This window comes from Paenarthrobacter sp. NPDC090520 (genome assembly GCF_044769205.1).
Classification (GTDB): Bacteria; Actinomycetota; Actinomycetes; order Actinomycetales; family Micrococcaceae; genus Arthrobacter.
This window is the reverse complement of sequence record NZ_JBIVXM010000008.1, coordinates 66,798-89,416: the sequence shown is the minus strand read 5'-3', so window position 1 is coordinate 89,416 and position 22,619 is coordinate 66,798. Positions and strand designations below refer to the sequence as shown.

The following is a 22,619-nucleotide window of genomic DNA, read 5'->3' as shown; positions in this document are numbered from 1 at the left end:
GTGATGAAGAAGAAGGCAAACAGAGCCCATACGATCTCCCCCAGCCTCATTGGTTTACCCCACGCCAAACTGAGCAAATAAGCGGCCGATCCAGCCACTCCCAAGATGACGCCTAGCAAAAGCAACCTTGGCCTTAACTCCCCTCGGCGCCACCACCCAGGACGTGAAACATTTCCAACCATCGTAGAGCGGGCCTCCGGAGATTCTGAATGGCCAACCCAACGCGGCCGCAGCTAATTGGCAGCCATGCTATCTCAACACCTTCTGCAACAGGAACGTTCGAACGACTGCCCGGTGAGGGATCCTCAAACGATTGCTCGGGTACACGACCACTCAGCGTCCGCGATCTCTCTTGATCTTTCGAGCCCGGTGTCTAGTTCGTTGGCTCGCCCAAGCTGCATTCTCATATTCCGAAAGTACATTTCTTGCCGCGTCATCATAGGGAAGCCTTGCGAGCCAATCAAGAGACAGAGCCGCCCAGTAATCCCTTCGTGTCGCCAATGCAGTCATCGGTAAAGCATGCAATGGAACAATGTTCGTTAGCGTCCCCGGAGCCAGGGACAGTTCTCGTTCGCGCTCGACAAGTTCAGCAAACACCACATCAAACGGACGTTCGAGACATGGAAGCAGCCCTACCAACTCATCAGAATGCAGCTGCCTCTTTGGACCTCCCCAATCACCAAGGAACAGCTCGTCCCCGACGAGACCCAGCCACGACCCCCCGGACGTGAGTCGAAGAATACGAATCCATGTGGGCGTCCCCCAACTAGTGTGAGACATCGAAACCATATCCCTGCATAGTTTTTATGAATTGTTCACGAATCTCAGGAGTCCAATTCTGGTGGAAATGGCCACTTTGTTCGTCGGTCAGGATCGATCCACCGCTTCCGCGTCTCATTATTCCACCTACCACCGTTTCGGGGTTGGCTCCGATGCTTTGCGCAAGTTGTTCGTGAGCACTTCCCTTCAAACCGACGTGGGCTGCGGGTTGACCTGTCGCGAATCTACCTGTGACGGGGTCAAATACATACTCGATGCCGCCCCCCTTAGGATAGTAATTTTGAAGCGCGGCCAATGACTTGACGCGATCGCTCGCCTCCAGTACACCAGCAACAGGGCCGCTTCCCGAGAGTTTAGCCCCGGCTCCCTTCATGATGCCGCCGAGGGCGAGCTTCCCCAAAGGGCAGAGTCTGAAGCACGCGATGCCAACAGCGATTTCTTGAGCAACTTCCTCGCCACTGACAATTCCACCATCTTGGGCTTTACCGATAGCAGCTAGTCCTGACGTCAGCGCTGAGCTTGCTACCGCACAGCCCCATCCACCCGTAAAGGGGCAGACAAGTCCACCGAGTACAGTCCCGTAGAACATTCCTTGGATCTCACGGAAGTTCTTTGGATAAGGAGTGCTGTTGTTCAGGCCTGGGTGTCCAGTGACTGGATTTCCGGTTATCGGGTGAGAGGCGGGAGCGAGGATGGAGTTGTAGTCCGGTCGGGAGCTGAAGTAGGGGACGTTGAGCCCCCCATCGGCCATAGCCCCTTGGAATATGTGACCGTCCCAGGTTCCTCCCTCCCCATCTGGAAGAGGCTGCTGAATACTAAGACCGCTGGGGTCGGAGGCGTTGATGGGGTCGCCAAAAGCGTAGGTGTACGGGGAGAACCTCGACCCTATCCCCGTCTCTAGGATGGGGTCGGGGGCGGTGAAGACGCCGAGGACGGGGTCCATATCCCTGGCTCCGAGGTGGGTGAGGGCGCTGATGGTGTCGTCGAGTCCGGCGATGTAGCCGTTGACGGCACTGAACCCTGACCCGCTGGCGGCGTTGGAGCCCGTGCCGGAGGTGCTTGCCGCAGCGGTGGTGAAGGCTGCGGTGCCGGTTCCGGTGTTGTTCGCTCCGCGTGCGAGACCTAGCGGGTCGGTGCGGCGGACGAGAGTGACGGCCCCGGTTCCGACAGTGGTGTTGGGCAGGGCCATGGTTTGGGCGGTGTTGATGGTGTCGCCGATGATGAACGCAACTTTGCTCCCCGCGGTGGTTGCTGTGCGTTGGGCGACGACTTTACCGGCGAAGCTGTAGGTCTTGGTCGCTGTCTTTACACCGCCGGGTGTGGAGTGGGCGGTGATGCTGCCCAGGGTGATGGTGGTGCCGGTTCCGTCGGTGATGCCGACGAGGTTCCCTCCGGCGTCGTAGTACCTGGCCCCCGTGCTGCCAGCACCTGTTGTTGGTGCTGGTGGTGTTCCGGTTGTGGCGTTGGGGTTCGGGTTGGCCGGGACTGCACTGGTGCCGGTGGTGGTGTCGACCTTTCCGTCGAGGGTGTAGTTGATGGTTTGTCCTGCACGGTTGGTCATCCGCCCTGCCGTGTCCCAGGTCAAGGACTGCGGGGTGGTGGTGGACCCGGCGACGGAGGTGACGGACTGGACCCTGTGGGGTCCTACGGTTCCTGGTGCGGGGTAAGAGTAGGTTTCGGTGACGGCGAGGTTGCCGTTGGATCCGAAGCGTTTGACCTGTGACCGGTCACCAGCTGCCGTGTAGGTGTACGTCTGGGCGTAGGGCGCGGGACCGCCGAGGCCTGAAACGGTCGTGGCCGTGGAAGACGGTGCGGTACCGCAGGCCGTGGTGGCTGGTGTCCAGACGGCCTTGATCCGGTCAGCGTGGTCGTACGCGTAGCACTGGTTATCCGTCGGTGAAGACGGGCGCACGGTGTAGGCCTGCTGGCGTGAGGTGATACGCCCGGCCGGGTCATAGTCGTAGCTGGTGGTTCCCAAATCCGGGGAAGCGATGCCCAGCTTGCCTGTTGCCTGGGATTTGGCCAGTCGCCCGGTCGCTGAGTCCCAGGTGAAGGTCACATCGATGCTCCCGGTCGTGTTGGCGCCGGAGGAGTAGTTGCTGTCCGTTTGGGTGTATTTCGTCAGCTGGCCCAGGTGGTTGTACATGCCGTTGCCGGCGTACTTGTTGCCGCTGCCGACAATCTCTGTCGGGTTGTCGAAGACGTCGTAACCGTACCCGACGGACTCGGCCGGTAGCCCGGCGATGGCCGGGGTTCCCGCGACATCGGTTTTCCCGGAGAATGTGGTGGTGTTCGTGAAGGTGTAGGAGCCGTTGAAGTTGGTCAGCCCGGCCGGGAGGGTGGTTGTGGTTGTGCCTGGGGTGTAGGCGAGGTCGAAACCGGTGAACGTGGTAGTCACTGGCTGGTCGAAGGCGGCGCCGTTGTTCCTGGTGGAGCTGGAGAGTACACCCTTGGTGTTGGACCCGTCGTAGGTGTTGGTGATCAGGGTCTTCTCGGTGCCGCCGGCGGCGGTGACGGCCTGCTTGGTGACACGGTCCAGGACGTCGTAGGTGTACTTGGTGACCGTGTTCAGCTCGTCGGTCCGGGACGCGACCCTGCCGGCAGCGTCGTAGGTCGTGGTGCTGGTGCCGGTGTCGGGGTCTTCGCTGCTGACCTGGCGACCCGCCGGGTCGTAGGCCCAGGACCACAGGTTAGAACCGTCGCCCATCCCGGTGAGCTGCCCGAACACGTCATACACGTAGGAGCTGACATCAGCGGATCCGGTCGCTGTGGTCCCGTAGTACCTGGTGCGGGTCTGGAGCTTCCCGTCGGTGTTTGTCAGTGTTTTGACCGGTGAGGTCGTAAATCCTGTGTCGTCGGTGACGGTCACGGTGGTGGTGTCGACACCGGTGTAGGTGTACTGGGTTTTGGAGATTTCGTCGGTTTCCCCGGCCATGGCCCGGACAGCCGAAACACGACCACCCGCTTCGTATTCATACAAGGTCGAGGAGGGTACTGCGATGGTCGGGGTGACCAGAGCGCCGTCAGGTTCCGAGTTGACGTAGTAGGCGTTACGTTCCAGGTCTTTTTGCCCGGCGGAGTTGTACGTCGTGTCGGTGACGATCGTGCCCTGGCCCGGGGACTGTGCCTGGGTTTGGCGGACACGGCCCATACCGTCGTAGATGGTGTAGCTATTCGTTGGGTCCTGGTTACCGCTGAGGGTGGTCTTCTTTACCCAGGACGGGCTGGTCGTGGAGATGTTGTAGCTGGTCTCTACTGACGGGTCCTGCGGGTAGCTTGCCTGGGGACGGCGGATGTCCCAGGATGCGATCTCGCGGCCTGACGGGTCGTACTTGGCGCTGGTTTCGTGGCCATTCGGGTCCACGGTCTTCAGGGTGTTTCCGCGGATCACGTCCAAGGTCGTGACCGTGGACCACTGGGCCGCGTTTTTACTCGTGACCGTAGTGGCGGCACCGGTGGCTGGCGCGTACGTGGTGGATGTGACGCGGGCCGTTCCGGTGCTGTTGTCGGTGGACTGGGTGGGGCGGCCCAGGGCGTCGTAGATGGTGGTCGGGCCGGTCTGCCATGCCGTGGCGGTCCCTCCGGACACGGCGGTGGCAGCGTCAACGCGGGTCTTGTCAGCCTTGGTCGGGACGACATACCCGGTCGTGCCCGGAATGGCTGAGGTTGATCCGTCATACAGAGTCCGGGTGGACTTCAACAGGGTCACGCCAGAGGTATTGCACACAGCGGTGTAGGTCGAGGTGACGGCGGGCAGGGACAGGATGTTCAGTGCGGTGTTGTCCGCGTAGCTGGTGGTAGTGCAGCTGTCATCGGTTGAGGGGCCGATCTCGCCTTCGTCGCTGACGGCCACGACCCGGCCGAGGGTGTCGTAGGTGTTGGTGGTTTTTGTCTTGCGCCAGCCGCTGCCTTGGCTGGAGGCGATCTGGGTTTGGGTGAACTCGGTTCCGGTGAAGTAGGCCTTCACCGACCCGAGGGCTGCGGTGGAGGTCGCAGTTGGGTTCCCGGCCATCCAGGGTTTGGTGACGGTTCCGGAAAGGTAGGTGCCGCCGCTGCCTTTGTAGCTGCGCTTTTCCAGGACGTGTCCTGCGAACCAGGGCCAGTCAGGAACCGAGGCCGTCACACCATCGGAGGAGGTGACAGTTATGGAGCGCATGCCGCCGGAGGTGTTGGACGGGGTGCCGTGACCGCCACGGAGGTACGTGGAGATGGTGTAGGGGTTGTTGGCCGCGACGGGGTCGTTGCCCGTGGTGACCTTGACCTGGGACCAGCCGCCGAGCACGGACCAGGTCTTGTGGGAGCCGCCGGTGGAGGTGTCGTATTTGGGGCCGGCGTATTTCCACAGCGGTGTGCCGATGTAGTCGTAGGTGGTTTGCATCGGGGTGCTGCCGTCGTTGCCGGAGCTGGAGTAGGTCGTGACCTTGGCTACCGGGTAGATGTTGAAGTACGACAGGCGTTCTTCCTCGACGATCGGGTCCGTGGGGACCCAATATTGCGGGAAGCAGCGTTTAGTGTTCGTTTCGGGGACGATGTCGGGTTTGCCGTCGGCGCTGCCGCCGGTGATGTCTTCTTTCGTGCATTCGGCCGGCAGGTAGGCCACGTCTGTGTGGCCGCCGGTGCTGTTGTTAATCTTGTCCAGGCGGATGCGGTTCATCGATGACTGTCCGGAGCGGATGTCCTGGACCCGGTTGTACATGCCGTGCCCGTCAAACGTGATGGGCGGGTCGGTCACCCACGAGGTGATGCCCGTGCTGGTGGTGTCCGCGCCTTGGTGGGTTAGCGAAGCAAGCCACAGGGCTGGTCTGGTGCCATCTAGGGGGTTGGGCATGCTGTGTCCGAGGGTCCAGATATCGGCGTTGCCGTAGCTGGAGCCGACCAGGGTTTGGGAGATGACGTTCCAGAGCCGGTAGTGGGTGTAGAAGGTCGGTGCCTGCACGGGGCAGTTCGTCGCGGTGGGGCAGTTGAACTGCTCGTACGGGACGTCGTTGCCGGCAGCACAACTGGTGCCTTGTTCGCAGCGGCCCGTGTAGCCCAGGTTCACAGTCATGGGGGCTTTGGCTGTCAGTTCGCTGCCGGCGCGCATGCCGTAATCGACACGGGTCAGGCGGCTGGCCCGGACGTAGGAGTACGTGGGGCCGGTGCCGGCCTTGGTGTGGTAGTAGTTCGTGTCCTGGGTGTAGTAGAACGCCTGGGAGTTCCCGTGGACATCCACGATGTAGTCCAGATTCCAGGCGTAGGCCTGCTGGCAGAAATCACCGGTGGGGATCAGGTGAGCGCAGGGCTGGTCGCTGTTGGCAGCCCGGACCGGGACATAATCGGTGGAGTTGGTGTACTGCGTCGGGCTGCTCCACCCCGGGAGCCGGTTCACGCCGAAGAAATACTGGGTGCCCTCGGGGTCTGTGATCTTCCAGTAGTCCCCCGAGAAGGTGCCGTTCGTGGCCCCGGTGAGGTACTCGAGACGGCTGCCGTCATCGTTCTGCAGACGGTACTTCAGTTTCGGGTCCGTCGCAGGGTTGGCGTCCTGGACGATGAGCCCGGAGCGGCTGCCGAACGAGATGCTGAACTGCTGACCACCGGGGTTGCCGCACAAATCCCACGTGGGGGTCCCGGCAGGCATCTGGTCCTTACAGGCGCCGAAGTTCTGGCGGATCCTGCCGGCACCGGCCAGAGTCCAGCCGTCACCGACGACGGAGGCCTGGGTGTTCGTGGAACTGGTCAATCCATCCAAGATCGTCGAGTCGTACGCGAGCCCCAGGGCGGGGGTTTTACCGGCCGGGGCGTTCCGGATGGAGAAGGGGTAGTTCCAGGTGAACCCACCGGTCTGCCCGGTGGTCCCCCACGTTCCCGCACCGACACCTGGCAGACCGGTGAAGTTCGAGGTGCCGTTCGAGCTCGTTGGCACCGAATCGGTCATCGGCACCCGACCGGTCTTCTGCCCCACCGTGGCCGCGGTCGGTGTTTCGCCGAGGACGGTGTCAGCGGCAGGCGCGGCCGCGGTGGCCTCAACACCGCTTGGTACGGTTTTGGCCGGTTCTGGTGCGGTCCAGCGTTGGACCGGGATGGGCGTTCCCATGTCCGGGTCGGCCGGCGTGAACGCCGCCTGCGCTGGTGCAGCGTCCGGGACGGTCGTGAACCCTGACCCGGAGACAATCAGCCCCGCTGACAGGGCCGCGGTCAAAAGAATTTTGGCAGGAGCTGCCCAGATGGTGGCTGTTCTCATTTGAGCAGTCCTGTCTTTTCCGTGCCGTCGGCGTTCATGAAAGCGTCTTGCACGCTGTCAAACTGTGCGGTGGTCAGCATGCCCTTGGTCAGCATCGGCCGGTAGATCTTCCCGGTGAATTGCTGGGTGCCGGTCATGCTCTGCCCGATGACAACTTTTTGGGTGGATCCTGCGCTGACGATGTTGTTCTGGGACGCGGCGATCACCCATGTCGTGACCGTGGTTCCGGAGGTGGAGCTGAGCCGGAGCTGGCGGTTGATCTTGTCATACACGGCGGTGACGTACCGCCACCCACCGGCAACGAGCGGGTCGCCCTTGACGATGTGACTGGAACTCGCCCCCGTCCATGCCTGCAGACGTGCGGCCTTGGTCACTTCGTCGATCTCAAGTGCCGCGCCCGGGGTGGATCCGGCGAGCTGGGTGATCAACGACTGGATCGAACCGTTGAAGCCAACAGGGCACACCCAGGCGGACATGCTGAAGTTCTCCGCGGTGTCCACGGCCCGGGACGGGTACTCGGCCTTCGCCCCTGCACCGAGCTGGAGGGCCTTGGCGCTGGTCGTGCCCGTGGCGTCTTCGGTCCCACAGGTTCCCGTCGGCTTGCGCTGCTCACCGGAAGCCTGCGTGGTCACGATGTCCTTCCACACCGCCCCACCGAACAGGTTCAATTGCTCAACGGACCGGACGGGGTCCGGTTCCAGAACTGTAAGCGAGACTGTCTTCGGGTTGCTCTTGCGGTATGTTTCACCACTGACGTTCCCGGCGGCGTCGAACGCCCACACCGACAGGTACGACGTCTTACTGACCGTGCCAATGTTGATCACGACCTTCGGCGTTTCAGGGCACAGGACGATGAATTCCTTCGTCGGCGGAGTTTGACAGGTCACCGTCGCCGGCGGAGTGACCTGCTGCAGCTCACTGACCGCATAGATAAATCCACTGGCCCGCATCTCACGGCCGCTGGTAAAGGAATTCGAGATCTCGAACTGATACGGAACCTTACCCGGCTCGTTGTACAAGTCCGTGTAGTCAGTCACTGCGACGTTGTAGGGCGAGAGGTTGTTGCTCTTTGAGGTCACCACAGGCGGTTGTGGGGCTGTCGTGTCCACGCTGAAGGCGAAGCTCATCAGCGGTGAGATACCACCCCAGATGTCCAGTGCCCTGGCCTCAAAGATATAGTCGCCCTCCGCCAGCGCCGGAGTGCTTCCCCAATCAATCGAGACCGACTTCCACGTCGGGGACGTGTTGTAAACGGCGCCGGTGAAGACGTTCGCACCACCAGCGGCCGGACGGACACTGAAATCAACTTCGATGTTGCCGCCGTCGGCGTCCGGGTCGCCGGCGAACACGGACAGTTTGGGCTTGTTGATACGGGTAACGTACTTCGAATCCCATGGAACGTCCGTCCAGCGGCCGGACTGGACCGAGTCAATCGCCGGGCCGTACGGGTTGCGGTTGTAGTCCACATCAAGGGTGCCGACGTTCGAGAACCGCTTCCAGCCCAGACCGCTGCTGTCGAGTTCGTTGTCAGCGGCGAGCATGATCGTCCACTTGGTCGAGTTCAACAAAATGTTCTTGCCCGCCATCAAATCAAAACCGACCGTCCCGGCAGGACACGCAGAGCTGTAACCTTTCGCGACCGAAGCGATATCGGTGCGCATCGTCAACGACGGCTGATTGTTCCACGTCGTACTCGGGCTCACGTTCCCGGTAATCCACGACGCCACACCAGTCGGCGTGCACGACGAAGACCACGTCTCCAACGCACTCAGCCTGGCCGTGATGATCGCCGCCGACGTATCAAACGGTTTGCCCTCGAACTGGTAGTACGTCCGGGCCAGGTGCTGGACGCCATCCGGGGCCCAATACGCCGGCAAATATCCGACGTTGACCGTCGAGTCAGTGAACTGGCCATTCCAGTACGAAGTATTCGGGTACGCCGTATCAACGAACACGTACGAGGTACGGTCCTGATGCCACAAAGGATCAATATAAAGCGGGTACTGCAACCCAGGGGTGTCAAGGATCTCCGACATCCCGAACACCTGGGTCTGCTTATCCCCGTCCTGGCCAAGGCTCAACGTAAACGGCCTGGTCAGCCCGGTAGTCCCGGGATCCGTGGCAGAAGCGCCCTGCTGGGACGAATCCCACCACTGACCACCCGTGGTCCGGAGCTCAACCTGGCCCGTGTCATCACCCGTGGCTGTCAAAGTCCCTTCCGCTGACTGGCCAAGCTGGGCGTTATCAGCATCCAGGAACAGGCGCATCTGAACCACCCGGGGATCCCGGGCCGCCTCGGCGGACTCGATCTTCAACACCTGCGAAACGCCGGTCTGGTGCGCGATCTGGACCAGATCAACACCGGGCAGCACCTGACGGTACGTGGCGGTATCGCCCTCAAGCACAGGCTCAGGCAAAGTACCGAACGGCCAGGACTGCGTGATCGAGTGACCCTTCTGGTCATCAATAGTCGCCATGGTGCTCGACCCGCCAGCACCGATCGTTACATCAACAGGTACCTGCTCCGGTTTGATCACGGTCTTGCCGTCCTCAACGGTCCTGACCAGATCAGTGGAAATATCCACCCATCCCCCGCTGGTTTCCATCCGCACCGGCAACGTCGAAATAGAACGAGTGAACGTTCCGTTCGGGTTAGCGACCGTCAGATCCGTCGGGGTCGTCGCGGAATCAACAACCACCTTCTCCCCCGACGCTTTTGCCTCCGCCTGCGCAGCTGCCTCGGACCCGGGCTCCGCGACGGCGCCACCCGGACTCGGTTCAACCGTGGGTGCTGTCTCGGCCGGTTGAACGCCAGGGCCCGCAACAGCAGCAGGCACAGCAAGACCGGCAAGGAACAACGAAACCGTCAGCGCAGGGATGCAAGCACGACGAAGGAAGGCAGCAGAAGAAGCCACAGCATCACTTTCTGGAGCAAAAGTCACTCGACAGAGGGATGCGTCAGTTGCCGTCAGGAACCCCCAAATTCGACTAGCGAAAGGAGACTAACCCGGACTTAAGGTTTTTGCCAAGAAAAATCCAGTCAACACACAGAAACATGTGAGATGTGACGAAGAACCCACTCAACAACTCCGCGAAACGACTACCAAACCAAAGCATCCGAGAACGGACTGATCCCCGAGAGCACTGCAGAAGAGAGCTGAGAGTGAACCGGGTGACGACCGGCTTACGGGCGGCGCGCCCGGCCTTGGAGCCGGGGTGTGTGAGCGGACGTGGGAGCGATTGACCGATACTTGGTTACATGTATACTTGTTTTCAAGTTATCAAGTAGCTAGGTATGGAGGAGTCAGCGTGCTGCAAATCAAATTGGGCCAGAAACAGGACGTACAGAACGACCCCCTGGGTCGTAGTTGGGTGGGGTCCGAGCCGAACATGAGCGAGCGTGACGCTTGGGAAGCCGGCCGTGGATGTTGGGTAATGAAGGCCAGTAGAGCCATCGAGGAGGACCAGGTGCGCATCGTGGATTCAGCTGGCACCATTCTTGCCGTGGCAACCATGCGGGGTCTGATCAAGCACGGTAATCGCTTGGAAGTAGTGGGTGACTTGTTGGAAGGAGATCCACGGGTTGGAACGCAGGTCGAGCTGAGCAAGTCCCAAAACCCTATCTCGTACCACCAAAGCTGATCGCAACAGGCGAAGTGACAAGGGGCCGGACAACGCATTTCGGCCATGTCGCGCCCACTTAGATACCATCCCCGCGGGGATAATGGCCTCCAACCAAAAAAGAAGATCTGGGGAACATGAGCGTTCGAAAAGTAGTGCTATCAGCTATCACCCTGCTTACCATTTCCGCTCTTACCGCATGTGGGGGCGCGTCGGCCACTCCGCAGAGCACATTTGACGCAGCCGGAAAACTTGAGGACTACAGCCTTAAGGGATCAACATGCACGTCGCAGAACGCCAATGTCCTTAAGACTGGTGATCAAGTTAAGATCCAAGCCAATGGCACCACGGTGGCCATGGGCGAAGTCGGTCCAGGCAAGCTGGAGGACCGCAGTCCGAATAACGGCTATATCTGCGTTTTTGACTTCAAAGTCTCGGGCGTGCCAACTGGACAAGGGTTTTACAAGGTGGTCGTCGAGGGGCAGGGCACTAAGGAAGTTTCCGAAGTCGAGCTGAAGTCTGGGACCTTCACCGTAAACACGACGAAGCTTGAGGATCAACCCAAATAGTCAGCTCGTTCGCGTCAGGTACGGATCCTTGAGCGCGCACCGTCCGCTCAAGGATCCCCTTACGGACGCCCATGCAGCCGACTTCGGACATCTGTGCAGCCGACTTCGAAAACTGACACTCGCCCACTTCCTTGGTAGTGGGACAGTTCAGGCTGGGACACTCCCCGTATTGCTTCGAGGGTATTCGGTGGCGCTTAGCCGCAATAATCAGCCCGTGGGGTTCGATGATGCTTCAGGTTGGACGGGAACCGAGCCTTCACCGTTGCTGATAACGAATTCACCCACGACTGTTTTCCCGTCGGAATCGTAGACCGGGATCTTGAATGTCTTGCCCTTTCGTGACTCCTGCCAGGCGAGGGCTTCTTCCCTGGTTTTGAAGGTGAGTGCCACAGCCTGACCCGTAGCGTCCTCAAGCTCGTCCTTATTGACATATCCCCGGACACCATTCGTGTCCACCACGAGAACCATCTCAGGCAGTCCTTTGTCGTTCTGTGCACCATACGTTTTGCCGGCGTCGTTCGTGGCCCAGCCCGTGGACTGCTCATTCACAAAGGTCCATGTCAGTTCCCACTTGCTCTGCGCTTGTGTGGCGATTGTGGTGCTGTCCTTCCCCGGTTCGAGCGGGATCTGAAATTTCGTCACGCCCCAGCGGCTATCGACGTCCGTGGCTTTGCAGCTGCTCGTCGCGCCAGACTCGTACGCCCAGGATCCTGTTGTCAGGCATGTCAGCTTCATCTGGATGGCTGTCGCGTCCGGTGGAGCCTCTCCGAATTCAACGGTGGCTGTCCCCGTATAGGTTTTCGTGGTCGGCGTTCCCAGTGGGGTGATCTGCGGAGCGCCTGGGATGGTGATCAGGCCAGATGCCGCGGCCCCTACCCCTCCGAGAAGGCCGGCGCCCACGAAGGCGCACACACCGATCCAACGATGAGCAGCCCTGCGACGCCGTGCAGTCGTTGCTTGGTCGACTCTGGCCACCAGTTCCTGGCGAAGTGCCATGCTGAATTCTTGACCGGCTTTGAGGTGGTTCATGATCGTTCTCCTTCCATGGCGAGCTGTCCGGGACCCCGTTGCTGCTGTTTCAAGGCACTTTTCATCAGCATGCGGGCACGATGCATTCGGCTTTTCGCGGCGGAAGGCGTGAGTTTCAGGAGCCCAGCAGCAGCCGCGACCGTGTAACCCTCAAACGCCACCAAACTGAAGAGTTGAAGATCCGTGGTGCCCAGGCATTTCAGGGCATCAATCACGTTCTTGTCCAAGGCTGACTGCAGGTAGGCCAGCTCGCCACTATCGATGCTGGCCTCCTCCTGCCGCGGCAGGGAATCGAGCATCTTGCGGTATCTGCGTGAAGCCCTCTGGGTATTTCTGGCGACGTTTGTTGTGGTGGCCAACAACCAAGGAAGGATGGACTGTTCCACCAGAATCACCTTCTGCCTAAGCCTCCACAATTCCAGAAAGGCCGTCGCCATGACGTCTTCAGAGGCGCTCCGGTCACCACAGATGCGATAGGCGTGGCGGAAGACCCTGTCGCGGTGACGATCGAACAGCATTCCGAATGCACGCCCGTCTCCTCCAAGGCTCCGAGTCCACAAGCCTTCGTCTCGAGTCTCAACATCCCCCATACTCTGTATTGTCCGCGACAGCCCAAAAGGGTTCGCGGTAATCAAAAGAAGTCCAATCACGAGCTTCTACAACCCACGCGCCTAATGCGGCTACAGGTTGTTGGACTTCCACAACGTCCCAGTGGTCGTCCGCTTCCTTGGAAGTGGAACACACCACGTCGGGACACTCCCCATACCCGGATCCGCGCACCTTTGAAGAAATTTTTGTACCGGATCTAATACCAAAACTCGGGAGAAAGAGGACCGTCACAGGAGAAGCTTCCGGTACGGTGCACGCATGGAAATCGGATACGCCCGGGTCTCCACGGCCAAACAGGACCTGAGCCGGCAGCTCGATGCCCTGGCATCCGTCGGCATCACCAAAGTTTTCGCGGATAAAAGGTCCGGAGCCACCAGAGACCGGCCAGGGCTTCACGCTGCGCTCGAGCACGCCAGGGACGGGGATGTGATCGTCGTCCACACCCTGGATCGGCTCGGCCGCACCGTCAGGGACACCCTAAACCTGATGCACGAGCTCAAAGAGCGTGGTGTCGGCGTCCGGACCCTAGCCGATCCCCTGCGGATCGACACCTCCAATCCTGACAGCCCCATGGCGCAGCTTGCCGTTGTCATGCTGGCGCTTTTCGCCGAGATGGAACGCACCTACGCGGCCGAACGGGCAGCCCACGCCCGCGCCGTGGCCACAGCCAACGGCCGCCGAACCGGCCGACCTTCCGTGGTGGACGCCGCCAAGCTCGAATACGCCCTCATGCTGCGCGAGAAGGGTGCGACTATGCGCGAGATCGTCACCAAGACCGGCCTTGCCCGAACCACCCTGTACCGGCACCTGCCGCCCCGCTCCCCCGCTCACAACGCGGGCTCGTGAAATCCGGCCGGCAAGGCCTGGTGCTTCATGCCGGGCACGACGTCGTGGGGCCGATAGGCTTAAGTCATCAGGCAACAGCCTGCTGTGCCGTTAACGAACATTGGACCCGACTGCCATCGGATCCATGTTCTGAGCGGTGCGCTCATTGGTGCGGTAAGAGGGCCTTAGAACCTCGAACATCACACTTTGAGTCTATGGCCCTACGCACGTAGGGCGCAACGCTGTTGTGCCCACAAACACGTGCGTGCCGTGCCCTGTTCCTCCGGGAGGAGGTGCCGGCATGGAATCCAAACGGAAACGTGAAGAACCATGGGGCGCCTGGAACCTGGTGGTCAACATCATCCGGCTAGCCGTTGATGTTATCCGCCTGTTCTGGCACAACATCCCCTAGTGGGAGCGGAGGCCGCCAGCCTGTCTGGCGGCCTCCGTCAGGAAGTGCCTGCTTGCACATCAACTTCCCGTGCTTCTCGGACCTCATGTGGCTGAAACTTTTATTTCTGTCCAGACGTATTTATTGAGGCCAACTTCTCTCGGATCGCCTCATCAAGGAAATCCGTGATCGTGACGCCGCTCTCGGCGAGATAGGCATCCAGGTCATCACGAAGGTTTATCTCGATCTTCGATGAGAAGGGTTCCATACGCCGTTTCCCACGAGGCCTTCCTGGACCCGGTCGCCGGAGACCCGATACGGAGGCTTCTGGCGACGATGCCGCTATCGATTCTGGCTTGTGAGCCAATGACTGTTGGTCGTTACTCTGTGAGTCAGCGGGCTTCGCCGTCGTCAGCACATCGACCACGTCGGCTGCAGGGGCTTTACGGATTACGGATTTACGTTCGAGTGCCATCTCAGTTGACCCCGTCCAGGTATCGCGCGTGAGCAACGAACTTCTCTGTCATAATCGCCGCTCCCCTTCCCGGCATCTTCGCTAGGGGCGATTTCATGCTCACCGAGTCCTGCATTGCCGTCCGCAAGGGCAAATGCGGTTCGCGAACCTCAGAACCATATGCTCCCTGGAGTTCCCCGATCTGGTAGGCATGCTCAGAGGTCAGCGGTGAGCTCGTCTTGTTAATGATGATGCCCAAGAAATCCAGCGCCGGATTCAAGTGCGGCAGTGATTTGACCTTCTTGACCGTCTCCAGAAACTCCGTCACTCCCTTTACGGAAAAGGCAGCCGGTTCGGTCACTGCCAGCACTCGATCCGCCCATATCAAACCGTTGAGTGTTAGTCTGCCCAAAGCTGGCGGTAGATCAATTAACACGTGGTCATACTCTTCGAGCTCCGCCGCGCCATAAGCGGCAGTCTTAAGGCGCATTTCCGGAGTCATGAGCGCCTCGGATTCCAAACGTGCCAAGGCCTCCGAGCTTGGAATCAGGTCGATCCCCGACCAGCTTGTTTCGGTGATTGCCTGCCCGAGAGTGCCGGCCTCACCCCCGTAGAGAACGTCAAAGACATCGAACTCCCCCGCTCCCTCCAAGGCCTCGGACACATTGGCTTGAGGGTCGAGATCGATGACGAGGACCCGCCTGCCAATAAGCTTCAAACCGGTGGCAAGACCGAGCGTGACGGAGGTTTTACCAACTCCGCCCTTGCGGTTTCCGATTGCTGTTACCTTCACGCCGACACCCTTCTGGTCTTATTGACACTCTTTCCTTCCCTCAATCTATCAACCAATCATTACGTATGTCCATACGACCATCTATCCATCAATATTTCTGTCATGACGTAAATATTGATGGATAGATGGTCGGTCGTCATTTATTTCTTTCTGTCAAGACAGAAAGATGGATGGTGCGAACTGCCTGGGCGGCCAGTGGCCCACTCGGGCAGGGGGAGTGGCATGTGGGAGCACGACGGAAACCATACGTCCGTCTGTCCATCCACCTATCCACCAATCCACCAATACGTCAATCTATGTATCTTTCCATCAATATTTCTGTCATGACAGAAATATTGATGGAAAGCAAGTATGTACGGAGGACTGCGGTTATGGCGGCCGTGGCCATGGGCGAGCCCCCTCCATGACATCCAGCGCTTCTTTTACCTCCAGCATTTTCTAAAGCACCCCGACCGCGGCGCGGTCTCTAGGACCCATCCGGCCCCTGGACGTGATTTATGTCCCCAAGATTCAAGAGCTTAACGATGCCAATTGATATTTATTTCTGTCATTATAAAATTTGGCCGACTTTTTAGGTGCTCCATCAACCTAAGATGAACCTGTCAAGAATTCCTGACAGAGAGCAACGATGATGATTTGGGACTTGGGAGACGGTGTCCACGTCGGCCGTCTAGGAGTCGTTCTGGCGGATGGCAGACTCGGAGAACGGTACGAACCCGGCGGCGTCGTCGTCGAAGGGGTAACCGGCCACCACCACCGACATCCTGAGCGGCCGGGCTTTGAAATCGTCCCAGAGGATTCAACTGTTGGATGGCAGGCCTCCTGCGAATGCGGTTGGGCGGGCGACCCGTGGAATCGGGCTGGATGCCACTTCCGGATAGTGGGGACGACACGTGAAGCTAGAGCACTCTTGGGGTCTCCTGCTATCCCGCCGATCGCACTAGAGCATTCGGCACTAGGAGAGTGGCGTCGGCATGCTTTAACCTGGGCGGTTCAGATGGCCGCCCACAGTCTACGTCGAGCCTCCGTGCGATTAGATCAAGTCGTCGCGGAAGCACGTACTGCCGGTGCAACTTGGGCAGACATTGGTCGCGAAACCGGTATGACAAGGCAAGCCGCTCATGAAAGATGGGCGAGCAAGTAACTAGATTCCGAAAAATCCCTCGGCTCAAGGATTTCGCCGTGCGGGGAAGACCCGCGCCGGGACTCAGGCAGCGTGCCAAAGGTGGAGGTTCTCGTCTGGTGGGGCCCAGTGTTCGTCGCGTTCGGCATCGTAGAGGTCGGTTTCATTGATGTGGGTGTCGCGGAAGCGGTCGAGGTGGGCGTGCCATTTGGCGCGTTCACGGCGGTTTCGGGCGATGTGTTCGAGGTAGTCATCCAGGACGCCGACTCGGGCGGCGAGCATGCGCAGGTTGGCGGTGGTGGTCTTCCACACGCCGTTCAGGCGTTGGATCATGCCCAGGGTTTCCAATTCGGCCAGGGCATTTGAGCAGGCGTTACGGCTAACCCCGGTGGTGCGGACTAGATCCGCGGTGGTGGGGGAGTGCCGACAGCGTTCGATCGCCTCGTACACCAGGGCAGTAGCGTCCCCCAGAGCCCTGAAGACGGGCCTGATTCCGTGGATTTTGCCTTTGCGCCAGGTCAGTTCGCGGGCCAGCTGCTGGTACTGCTCGGGGAGCTGGATCAGGTACACATCGGCGGCTTTGTAGTGGGCGTCAGCGATCTTGGTAAGGATCCCATCTGAGGCTCCGGCGAGGATGGGCAGGAGCCGGGCGATGGTGACATGGTGTTTGCCCATAGCGGCGGCCAAGGTGCGGCAGCCGACGTCGAGGATATCTGTTTCCTTAGCCCGCATGTACCCCAGTAGTCCACGGATGAGCAGCCGGAGACTAAGGCCTTGCCGGCCTTTGGATTGAAGTCTGTGGTCCAGGACCGCGTAAAGGATGTTTTCCAGGTCGTTCACGAGCTGGTGCACTGCAGCAGTGCTGGGTTCTTCCCGCCCCCCCGTGATTAAAGTCCGGCTTGTGTTGTTAATAAGTACACTCTTTTCCCCGTGTTTCCGGGGGAGTGGTTTCTGCGAAGCCGGGTTGGCGGCGGTGAAGGCTTGGGCTTTGGCCCACTCGAACGGCAGCAGCCGTCCCTGCCGTTCCGGGGATCCGTATAGGGCTGCCAGACCGGGGAACTGGCCGCCAAGTTCGCCCTCGACCTGGGTCAGGGACCAGCCGCAGGCGCTGAAGTGATTCAGGACCGCCATGCGGGCCTCTGACGGGCTCTTGTACCGGGCCGTGTCATACAACCCCGTCCGGGCCACATGCCGCAGCGGAGCCTCACTACCCGAACCCAGGGGAAGTGCCGGCAGGGTGCCGGTGCGCTGCGCAGCAACCGTCTTGGCGGTACGGGCCTTCAGGGCGCGCTTGCGGGCCAGCTCCGGCGCCAACGCAGCCCGCAACTCAACCACCGCGGCCGCCGGGTTGCGGCGGCGCAGAATGTCATACGCCGCCGATAGGGGAGTGATCAGGGTTTGGTGGCCACCAGACTTATGCACCGAACCTGGCACACGGATACACCCGTCTGTGACGTTCTGATGAGGACTCGGGTCCAGGCTCGACGCGGTCAGAGCCAGCGCCTCGACAAGTTCCCTGGCCTCGGCCGCGTCCAAACGATCCTGCAGCGGGACATAGAGGTGCCGGCCACCGCTGGGGGAGAAGTCCTCCACAAACGTGACGCCGCAGGCGGACAACAACCGCCCCGTCCGGGCCGCGTCCGCGTCGACAACACCCTTCAGGGCCTTGGATGTATCAAAGTCCAGGCACAGGGTGGCGACACTGCCATCGACCCCGTGCACAGCAACTGCTGCAGGCCGTTCCGGCAGCGACCGTGTGATCTTCGGCGCATTCGTTGGCCGGGGGTATTGAAACTTCTGGCCAATCCAACGCCCCAAACGGTACGACGGAGCGCCAGCAATCAACGGAGCAAGGCTCCAAGCATGCTCGGGTGTGATTGATGACGCGCCGACACTCGCGCGTGTATGCGTTGACGCCAAAACGGCATCCGGTACCATGGAGGCAATACTCCTTATCGTGGATGAGGATGTAACAAAGGGAGCGTCCTCGTAAGAGGAAGCTTCGAATAGTTCGGATCTGGTCCCGCCAAGAACGTGATCTGAACTGAATACTTATTGAAGGCCCGCCTAGTGCGGGCCTTCAGACTTTAACTTGCTTGCGCGATAGGCAGAGCCTCCGGCAACTGGTTCCGATCGAACCAGACGGGGATACCGTCTTGTGCAAGTTCGGTGCGTAGGTGTTTGAGGATGACTTCCATGGCCTCGCTCTGGGACAGCCCCAGTTGCTCGGCAAGATCGACAACTAGCTTCTTGTCTGTTTTAGGGACAGTCGTCACCAACTGAACGTTGCCAATTCCTGTCCCGCGCTTTCTGCGAACGGGAGATGTAGTCATGGTCGTAAAACTAGCGTTAACGCTAGGCATTAAGTGGGAAGCCTTAATGGGCGTGTCGTGCCGGGTATGGGTGGCCCCTTCGCTGGCCCAAGAGCCAGGGCATGAGGGACGTGAAGCTGCCTCTCTCATGGTGACCGCTCCTTTCTGAGGATGAGTAGTCCACCTACGTGCCTGGAACCTAAGACGCAGAGGTGGCGTCCACGGCGCCAGGATCGCTTCAACACCTGCTAAGGTCCCTCTGTCTGCGAGGTGGCACGTATCATCCCGTCGAGTTTATTGGGGCGGCCTTCCGCTCGATCTATCAGAGCTCCCACGTACTCGCCGAAAGACATGTCGTATCGCTGAGTCGCCTTCCAAGCGTTGTAGTGCTGGTGAGGGAGTACAAGGCAGTTCATTGGCGCCTTCTTTCCGATTAGCTTGGGCGGGTGGTACTCCTCCATGTGAATCTCCCTGAGTCCGATTTAAGAGAGAACTGTAGCCATACAGGTCCTGTCGTGGCCGCGCACCTGCAGCATCTCCTTGAGGCCAATTGGGTGACATCCTACCTACATGCTTCGCACATGCACAACTCATTGCCTGCACTCGCCGCGCAGTTTCAGGTAAAATTCTGAGTCAGCTGTCCGCCTGCTCTTTCCGGCGGTCTATACAGGTAGCCGATCTTGGCTGAAGGAGCTATAACGATGGCAGATGGGGGCCGCAGCGTGTTTCTTACGCAGCAGCAGAAGAAGGAGCGGCTGGCGGATCGCATGGCGATCCTCGTGGATATTTGGGAGGCCGACCACAACTCCGCGCTCACCTACGCTCACGTCGAGGACGCCCTTTCTGCCCAAGGAATTCATCTGTCGAGGACCCGCTGGTCTTACCTGATCAACGGCAACGGCAGCCTAGTGACAGATCAAGACCTCCTAAAGGCGATCGCAGAATTCGTCTTCGCAGTACCTGGTACTTACCTATGTGACCTCAACAGCGAGACTCCGCCTGAGGTGGAGGCCCGGAGGGACTTCCTCGTCCAGATGCGCAAGCTCAAGGTAAGGAATTTCGCTGCCCGGAACTTGGGAGAGATGTCACCTGAAACGCTCAGGACGATCACTGAAATCATTGATGCTTCGATGAAGGGTGAAAAGTGAATGGCCCTCCCACTCGTTCAGGATAAAGTGCGGGAATTATGCGGAGACGGTACTGCATCTCTGACGGAAGTCGTTGAGCGTCTAGCGGAGATCCGCGAGAAGCCGATTGAGCTAGTTGAGCAGGACTGGGACTGGGGAACGCTGACAGCTTTTAAGTTGGATGCTGAAGATCGCATCAAGATCTTTTTCCCGCCGCAAAAATCGACGCAGTACAAGCTTCACTGCATCTATCACGAACTCGGACACATCTTTCTGGAGAGTCTCCAGATTCCAGTTTCCGGGCCCACGTTCTCCAAGGAGATGCTAAAGGAAGCCGCCGGAGCGATAAGCATGAGCTGCCGTACTGTTCCGAACCACCCTGTCGAACGGTGGGTGGAGGATTTTGCTTTTGAGATGTCGAAAAAGACTCGTTCACGCAGCTCGGGTCCCGATCCTTTCCTCTGATAGACCATGAAACTGCTGCTCTTTGCGCTGCTTAGCGCCTTATGCCTGCTTCGGGTCCCTTCCGTGCTCAAGGTGACGGAATCACGGGCATCGTGGGTGGCATCGGTCTTCGGACTCGCTGCGCTTTACGTCCTGGGAACGGTAACACCCCTGGATGTGATTGATAGCTACCTCGGTGGCATCAACGTGACAAACCTGCTCCAAGCCATCTTCGCGCTACTGGCAATCTTCTTCTTCAACGACAGCGTGCGGCGCCTGGCTAACGTACCCATTGTCAGATGGACCTACTACGCTCCGCTGCTAAGCATTCCGATAATGATTCTTAGCTTCGCTCTCGTTGAGAATAAAGGTCCAACGGCCGCGGACTTCATCGACACCCGCATGGACCAACTCGCAACTGCCGTTTACAGCGGCACGTACATGGTTGCATTGTTGTTCACCGTGCTCAGAATCATCTATATGCTTCGCCATAAGGCGAAGAGCCTGTACGCAACATTCTCGGCCGGCCTGCTCGTGGTTGCTGCAGCCGTCTCATGCCATATCACCTACGTGGTGTTGTTCCATTTCTCTCCATGGCATGCCTGGGCCCGAGCGGTCGGTTCCTGGTTCGACCGCCTTTTTTATGTGGGGCTTTCGGTGACGGCCGCGGGTTGGCTAGTCCTTTTCCTGTCAAAGCAGATACCGAGGCTACGCCTCTGGATGGCCGATGCTTTCTGGCTCACCGCGTTGAGGATGCGGGTTCATGCAGATCCATCACGGGTCCGCCCAGCGTGGGATCTCTTCAATGAAACGCTCGAAAACGGCGTCTACAAAAGCCTCATAGTCCTACACAACTACGAACGCGGAAACCTGATGACGTTCCCGGAATCCACCCAACGCAGGATCAGCCAAATAGAAGCCAAGCTAGACGTGCGAGTCTAGCCAGACCCAGCGACCGTCTTCCTCACCCAGCTCGTCAGCTCGTGAGTGAAGACAAGGGGCGATGTATTCCACTCCTGAGTGTGGTGGGACTCGGGCATTGCGATCAGTGTGACCGTTTCAGGATTGGCGCGTTGGAATGCCAGCGAGATCTCCCAGGGAACCTCTTGGTCTTTGATGGAGTGCAAGACCAAAGTTGGGACCACCACCCTGTTTGGTACATCGACCCATTCAAGCGCGGTGAAGTTGATCGCTTCGCCTAGACCGAGCATCTTTGCGAAGGTGGGAGCCTGCAGCAGGCGCATGACAAAGCCCGCTCCAATCGCCGGGACGCCTGCCCGCGCTGCTCCAGCTGTGATGGTTTTGCGCCAGCTCGTCACAGGCCCAACCAGGACAATTCCAACGATGCGATCCCGATGGACGCTGCGCTCCGCGGCGAGCAAGGCAATAGTCCCACCCATTGACCAGCCTGATAGGACGATTCTTTGCGCCCCATGAGCCACGGCGTAGGTCATAGCGCTTTCCACGTCGAGCCATTCGGTTTGTCCCAAGTGACTCGACGCCGCCTGTTGTGGGCTCACCTCCGTGTCGCTCCGGAATGAAGGAACCAAAGACGTAAAGCCTAGGCTCTTGAAAGCGTGGACGTCTCGAAACATTATCGATCGGTCGGTCCAGCTGCCGTGGATATGGATCACCCACACGTCCTTGTTCTCAGCTTCGAACAGCCACGCGGGAGCAAAGCCGTAGCTGGTGGGGACTGTCACCTCTTCATAGGGTCCGCCGACGGCGGAAGGTTCGAAAAAAACGTCGGGGGTCCAATCGACCACTGGCCCCAGACTTGCCGGGCCAGATCCTGAAGGGGAGAGCCGCCGCTCCACATACTCTTGATCCTCATCAATCAGCATGACCTCGCCAACACGTAAATACTTCCCAGTTGCCAGGTCGAAAACCCCAAAGTCCCCCGAGGCTCTGGTGTAGTCGTCCAAGTCGATGCGGAGTAGCCCGCTATGCGTCAGTTCAGCTTGACGGTAATCCTTCGGGCCGCGTTTGACGATCTTGCGGGCCATGACAACAGCGAATCCAGAGAGTGCGGCCGCCGGCATAAGGACCGTCAGCCATGCCGCAGCGCGTCTTCTCATCATCATTAGGGCTAACTCCTTCAGCACCGTTCCGAGGAAGTAACGGAGCCCGTTCATACTAACGCCCTGCAAACTAGTGCTACATGCACAAGGCATGCTTGCTACAAGCATTGAACATGTTCACTGCATGCGTGTATGGTTTTTACTGTCCAGCCGTGGCCTTTCTGGCTGTGGCGGACCAAAGGCAGAGCTGCTCAGCGCAGGAAGCAAGTACTCCGAGCTGAAAGGGCAGGTCGTTGCTAGG

The 22,619-nt window shown here is 59.6% G+C and carries 14 protein-coding genes; 6 read left to right on the top strand and 8 right to left on the bottom strand.

Annotation, left to right across the window (positions count from 1 at the left end):
- Positions 1-766: 766 nt before the first annotated feature.
- Both ACIQTZ_RS11925 and ACIQTZ_RS11920 read right to left on the bottom strand, forming a co-directional pair.
- Positions 767-7,000, bottom strand: coding sequence for a polymorphic toxin type 43 domain-containing protein (locus tag ACIQTZ_RS11925; protein ID WP_402980771.1), 6,234 nt, complete (start codon positions 6,998-7,000; stop codon positions 767-769).
- Positions 6,997-9,915, bottom strand: a complete 2,919-nt coding sequence (locus ACIQTZ_RS11920) for a hypothetical protein (protein ID WP_402980768.1) — start codon at positions 9,913-9,915, stop codon at positions 6,997-6,999. The genes ACIQTZ_RS11925 and ACIQTZ_RS11920 overlap by 4 nt, the downstream gene beginning before the upstream one ends.
- 520 nt (positions 9,916-10,435) lie before the next feature.
- On the opposite strand from ACIQTZ_RS11920, the gene ACIQTZ_RS11915 reads away from it, so the two are divergent.
- Positions 10,436-10,642, top strand: coding sequence for a hypothetical protein (locus tag ACIQTZ_RS11915; RefSeq protein ID WP_402980765.1), 207 nt, complete (start codon positions 10,436-10,438; stop codon positions 10,640-10,642).
- A gap of 116 nt (positions 10,643-10,758) precedes the next feature.
- Complete coding sequence (locus ACIQTZ_RS11910) at positions 10,759-11,190, top strand: hypothetical protein (RefSeq protein ID WP_402980762.1); 432 nt, start codon at positions 10,759-10,761, stop codon at positions 11,188-11,190.
- A gap of 207 nt (positions 11,191-11,397) precedes the next feature.
- On the opposite strand, the gene ACIQTZ_RS11905 is transcribed toward ACIQTZ_RS11910, so the two are convergent.
- Entirely contained in the window at positions 11,398-12,219 is an 822-nt protein-coding gene (locus tag ACIQTZ_RS11905) for a peptidase M56 family protein (RefSeq protein WP_402980759.1), read from the bottom strand.
- Entirely contained in the window at positions 12,216-12,737 is a 522-nt protein-coding gene (locus tag ACIQTZ_RS11900) for an RNA polymerase sigma factor (protein ID WP_402980756.1), read from the bottom strand. The genes ACIQTZ_RS11905 and ACIQTZ_RS11900 overlap by 4 nt, the downstream gene beginning before the upstream one ends.
- Before the next feature lie 349 nt (positions 12,738-13,086).
- Between ACIQTZ_RS11900 and ACIQTZ_RS11895 the strand changes: the two genes are divergently transcribed.
- The gene (locus tag ACIQTZ_RS11895) at positions 13,087-13,674 is read left to right on the top strand and encodes a recombinase family protein (RefSeq protein ID WP_402980753.1); all 588 of its coding nucleotides are present in this window, start codon (positions 13,087-13,089) and stop codon (positions 13,672-13,674) included.
- 846 nt (positions 13,675-14,520) lie between these two features.
- Here ACIQTZ_RS11895 and ACIQTZ_RS11890 read toward each other — a convergent pair.
- The 3 genes from ACIQTZ_RS11890 to ACIQTZ_RS11880 form a co-directional block, all read right to left on the bottom strand.
- On the bottom strand, positions 14,521-15,291 hold the full coding sequence (locus ACIQTZ_RS11890; RefSeq protein WP_402980750.1) for a ParA family protein: 771 nt from the start codon (positions 15,289-15,291) through the stop codon (positions 14,521-14,523).
- A 1,207-nt stretch (positions 15,292-16,498) separates the two neighbouring features.
- Entirely contained in the window at positions 16,499-18,136 is a 1,638-nt protein-coding gene (locus ACIQTZ_RS11885; RefSeq protein ID WP_402980747.1) for a hypothetical protein, read from the bottom strand.
- Positions 18,137-18,501: 365 nt separating this feature from the next.
- Positions 18,502-18,747, bottom strand: a complete 246-nt coding sequence (locus ACIQTZ_RS11880; RefSeq protein ID WP_216926695.1) for a hypothetical protein — start codon at positions 18,745-18,747, stop codon at positions 18,502-18,504.
- Positions 18,748-19,406: 659 nt separating this feature from the next.
- On the opposite strand from ACIQTZ_RS11880, the gene ACIQTZ_RS11875 reads away from it, so the two are divergent.
- The 3 genes from ACIQTZ_RS11875 to ACIQTZ_RS11865 are packed head-to-tail and all read left to right on the top strand — an operon-like array spanning position 19,407 to position 21,239.
- Complete coding sequence (locus ACIQTZ_RS11875; RefSeq protein WP_402980744.1) at positions 19,407-19,874, top strand: hypothetical protein; 468 nt, start codon at positions 19,407-19,409, stop codon at positions 19,872-19,874.
- Entirely contained in the window at positions 19,875-20,318 is a 444-nt protein-coding gene (locus ACIQTZ_RS11870) for a hypothetical protein (RefSeq protein ID WP_400270763.1), read from the top strand.
- A 6-nt stretch (positions 20,319-20,324) separates the two neighbouring features.
- Positions 20,325-21,239, top strand: coding sequence for a hypothetical protein (locus ACIQTZ_RS11865; RefSeq protein WP_402980741.1), 915 nt, complete (start codon positions 20,325-20,327; stop codon positions 21,237-21,239).
- Here the strand turns inward: ACIQTZ_RS11865 and ACIQTZ_RS11860 are convergent.
- Entirely contained in the window at positions 21,236-22,432 is a 1,197-nt protein-coding gene (locus ACIQTZ_RS11860; protein ID WP_402980738.1) for an alpha/beta hydrolase family protein, read from the bottom strand. The genes ACIQTZ_RS11865 and ACIQTZ_RS11860 overlap by 4 nt on opposite strands.
- Positions 22,433-22,619: the final 187 nt, after the last annotated feature.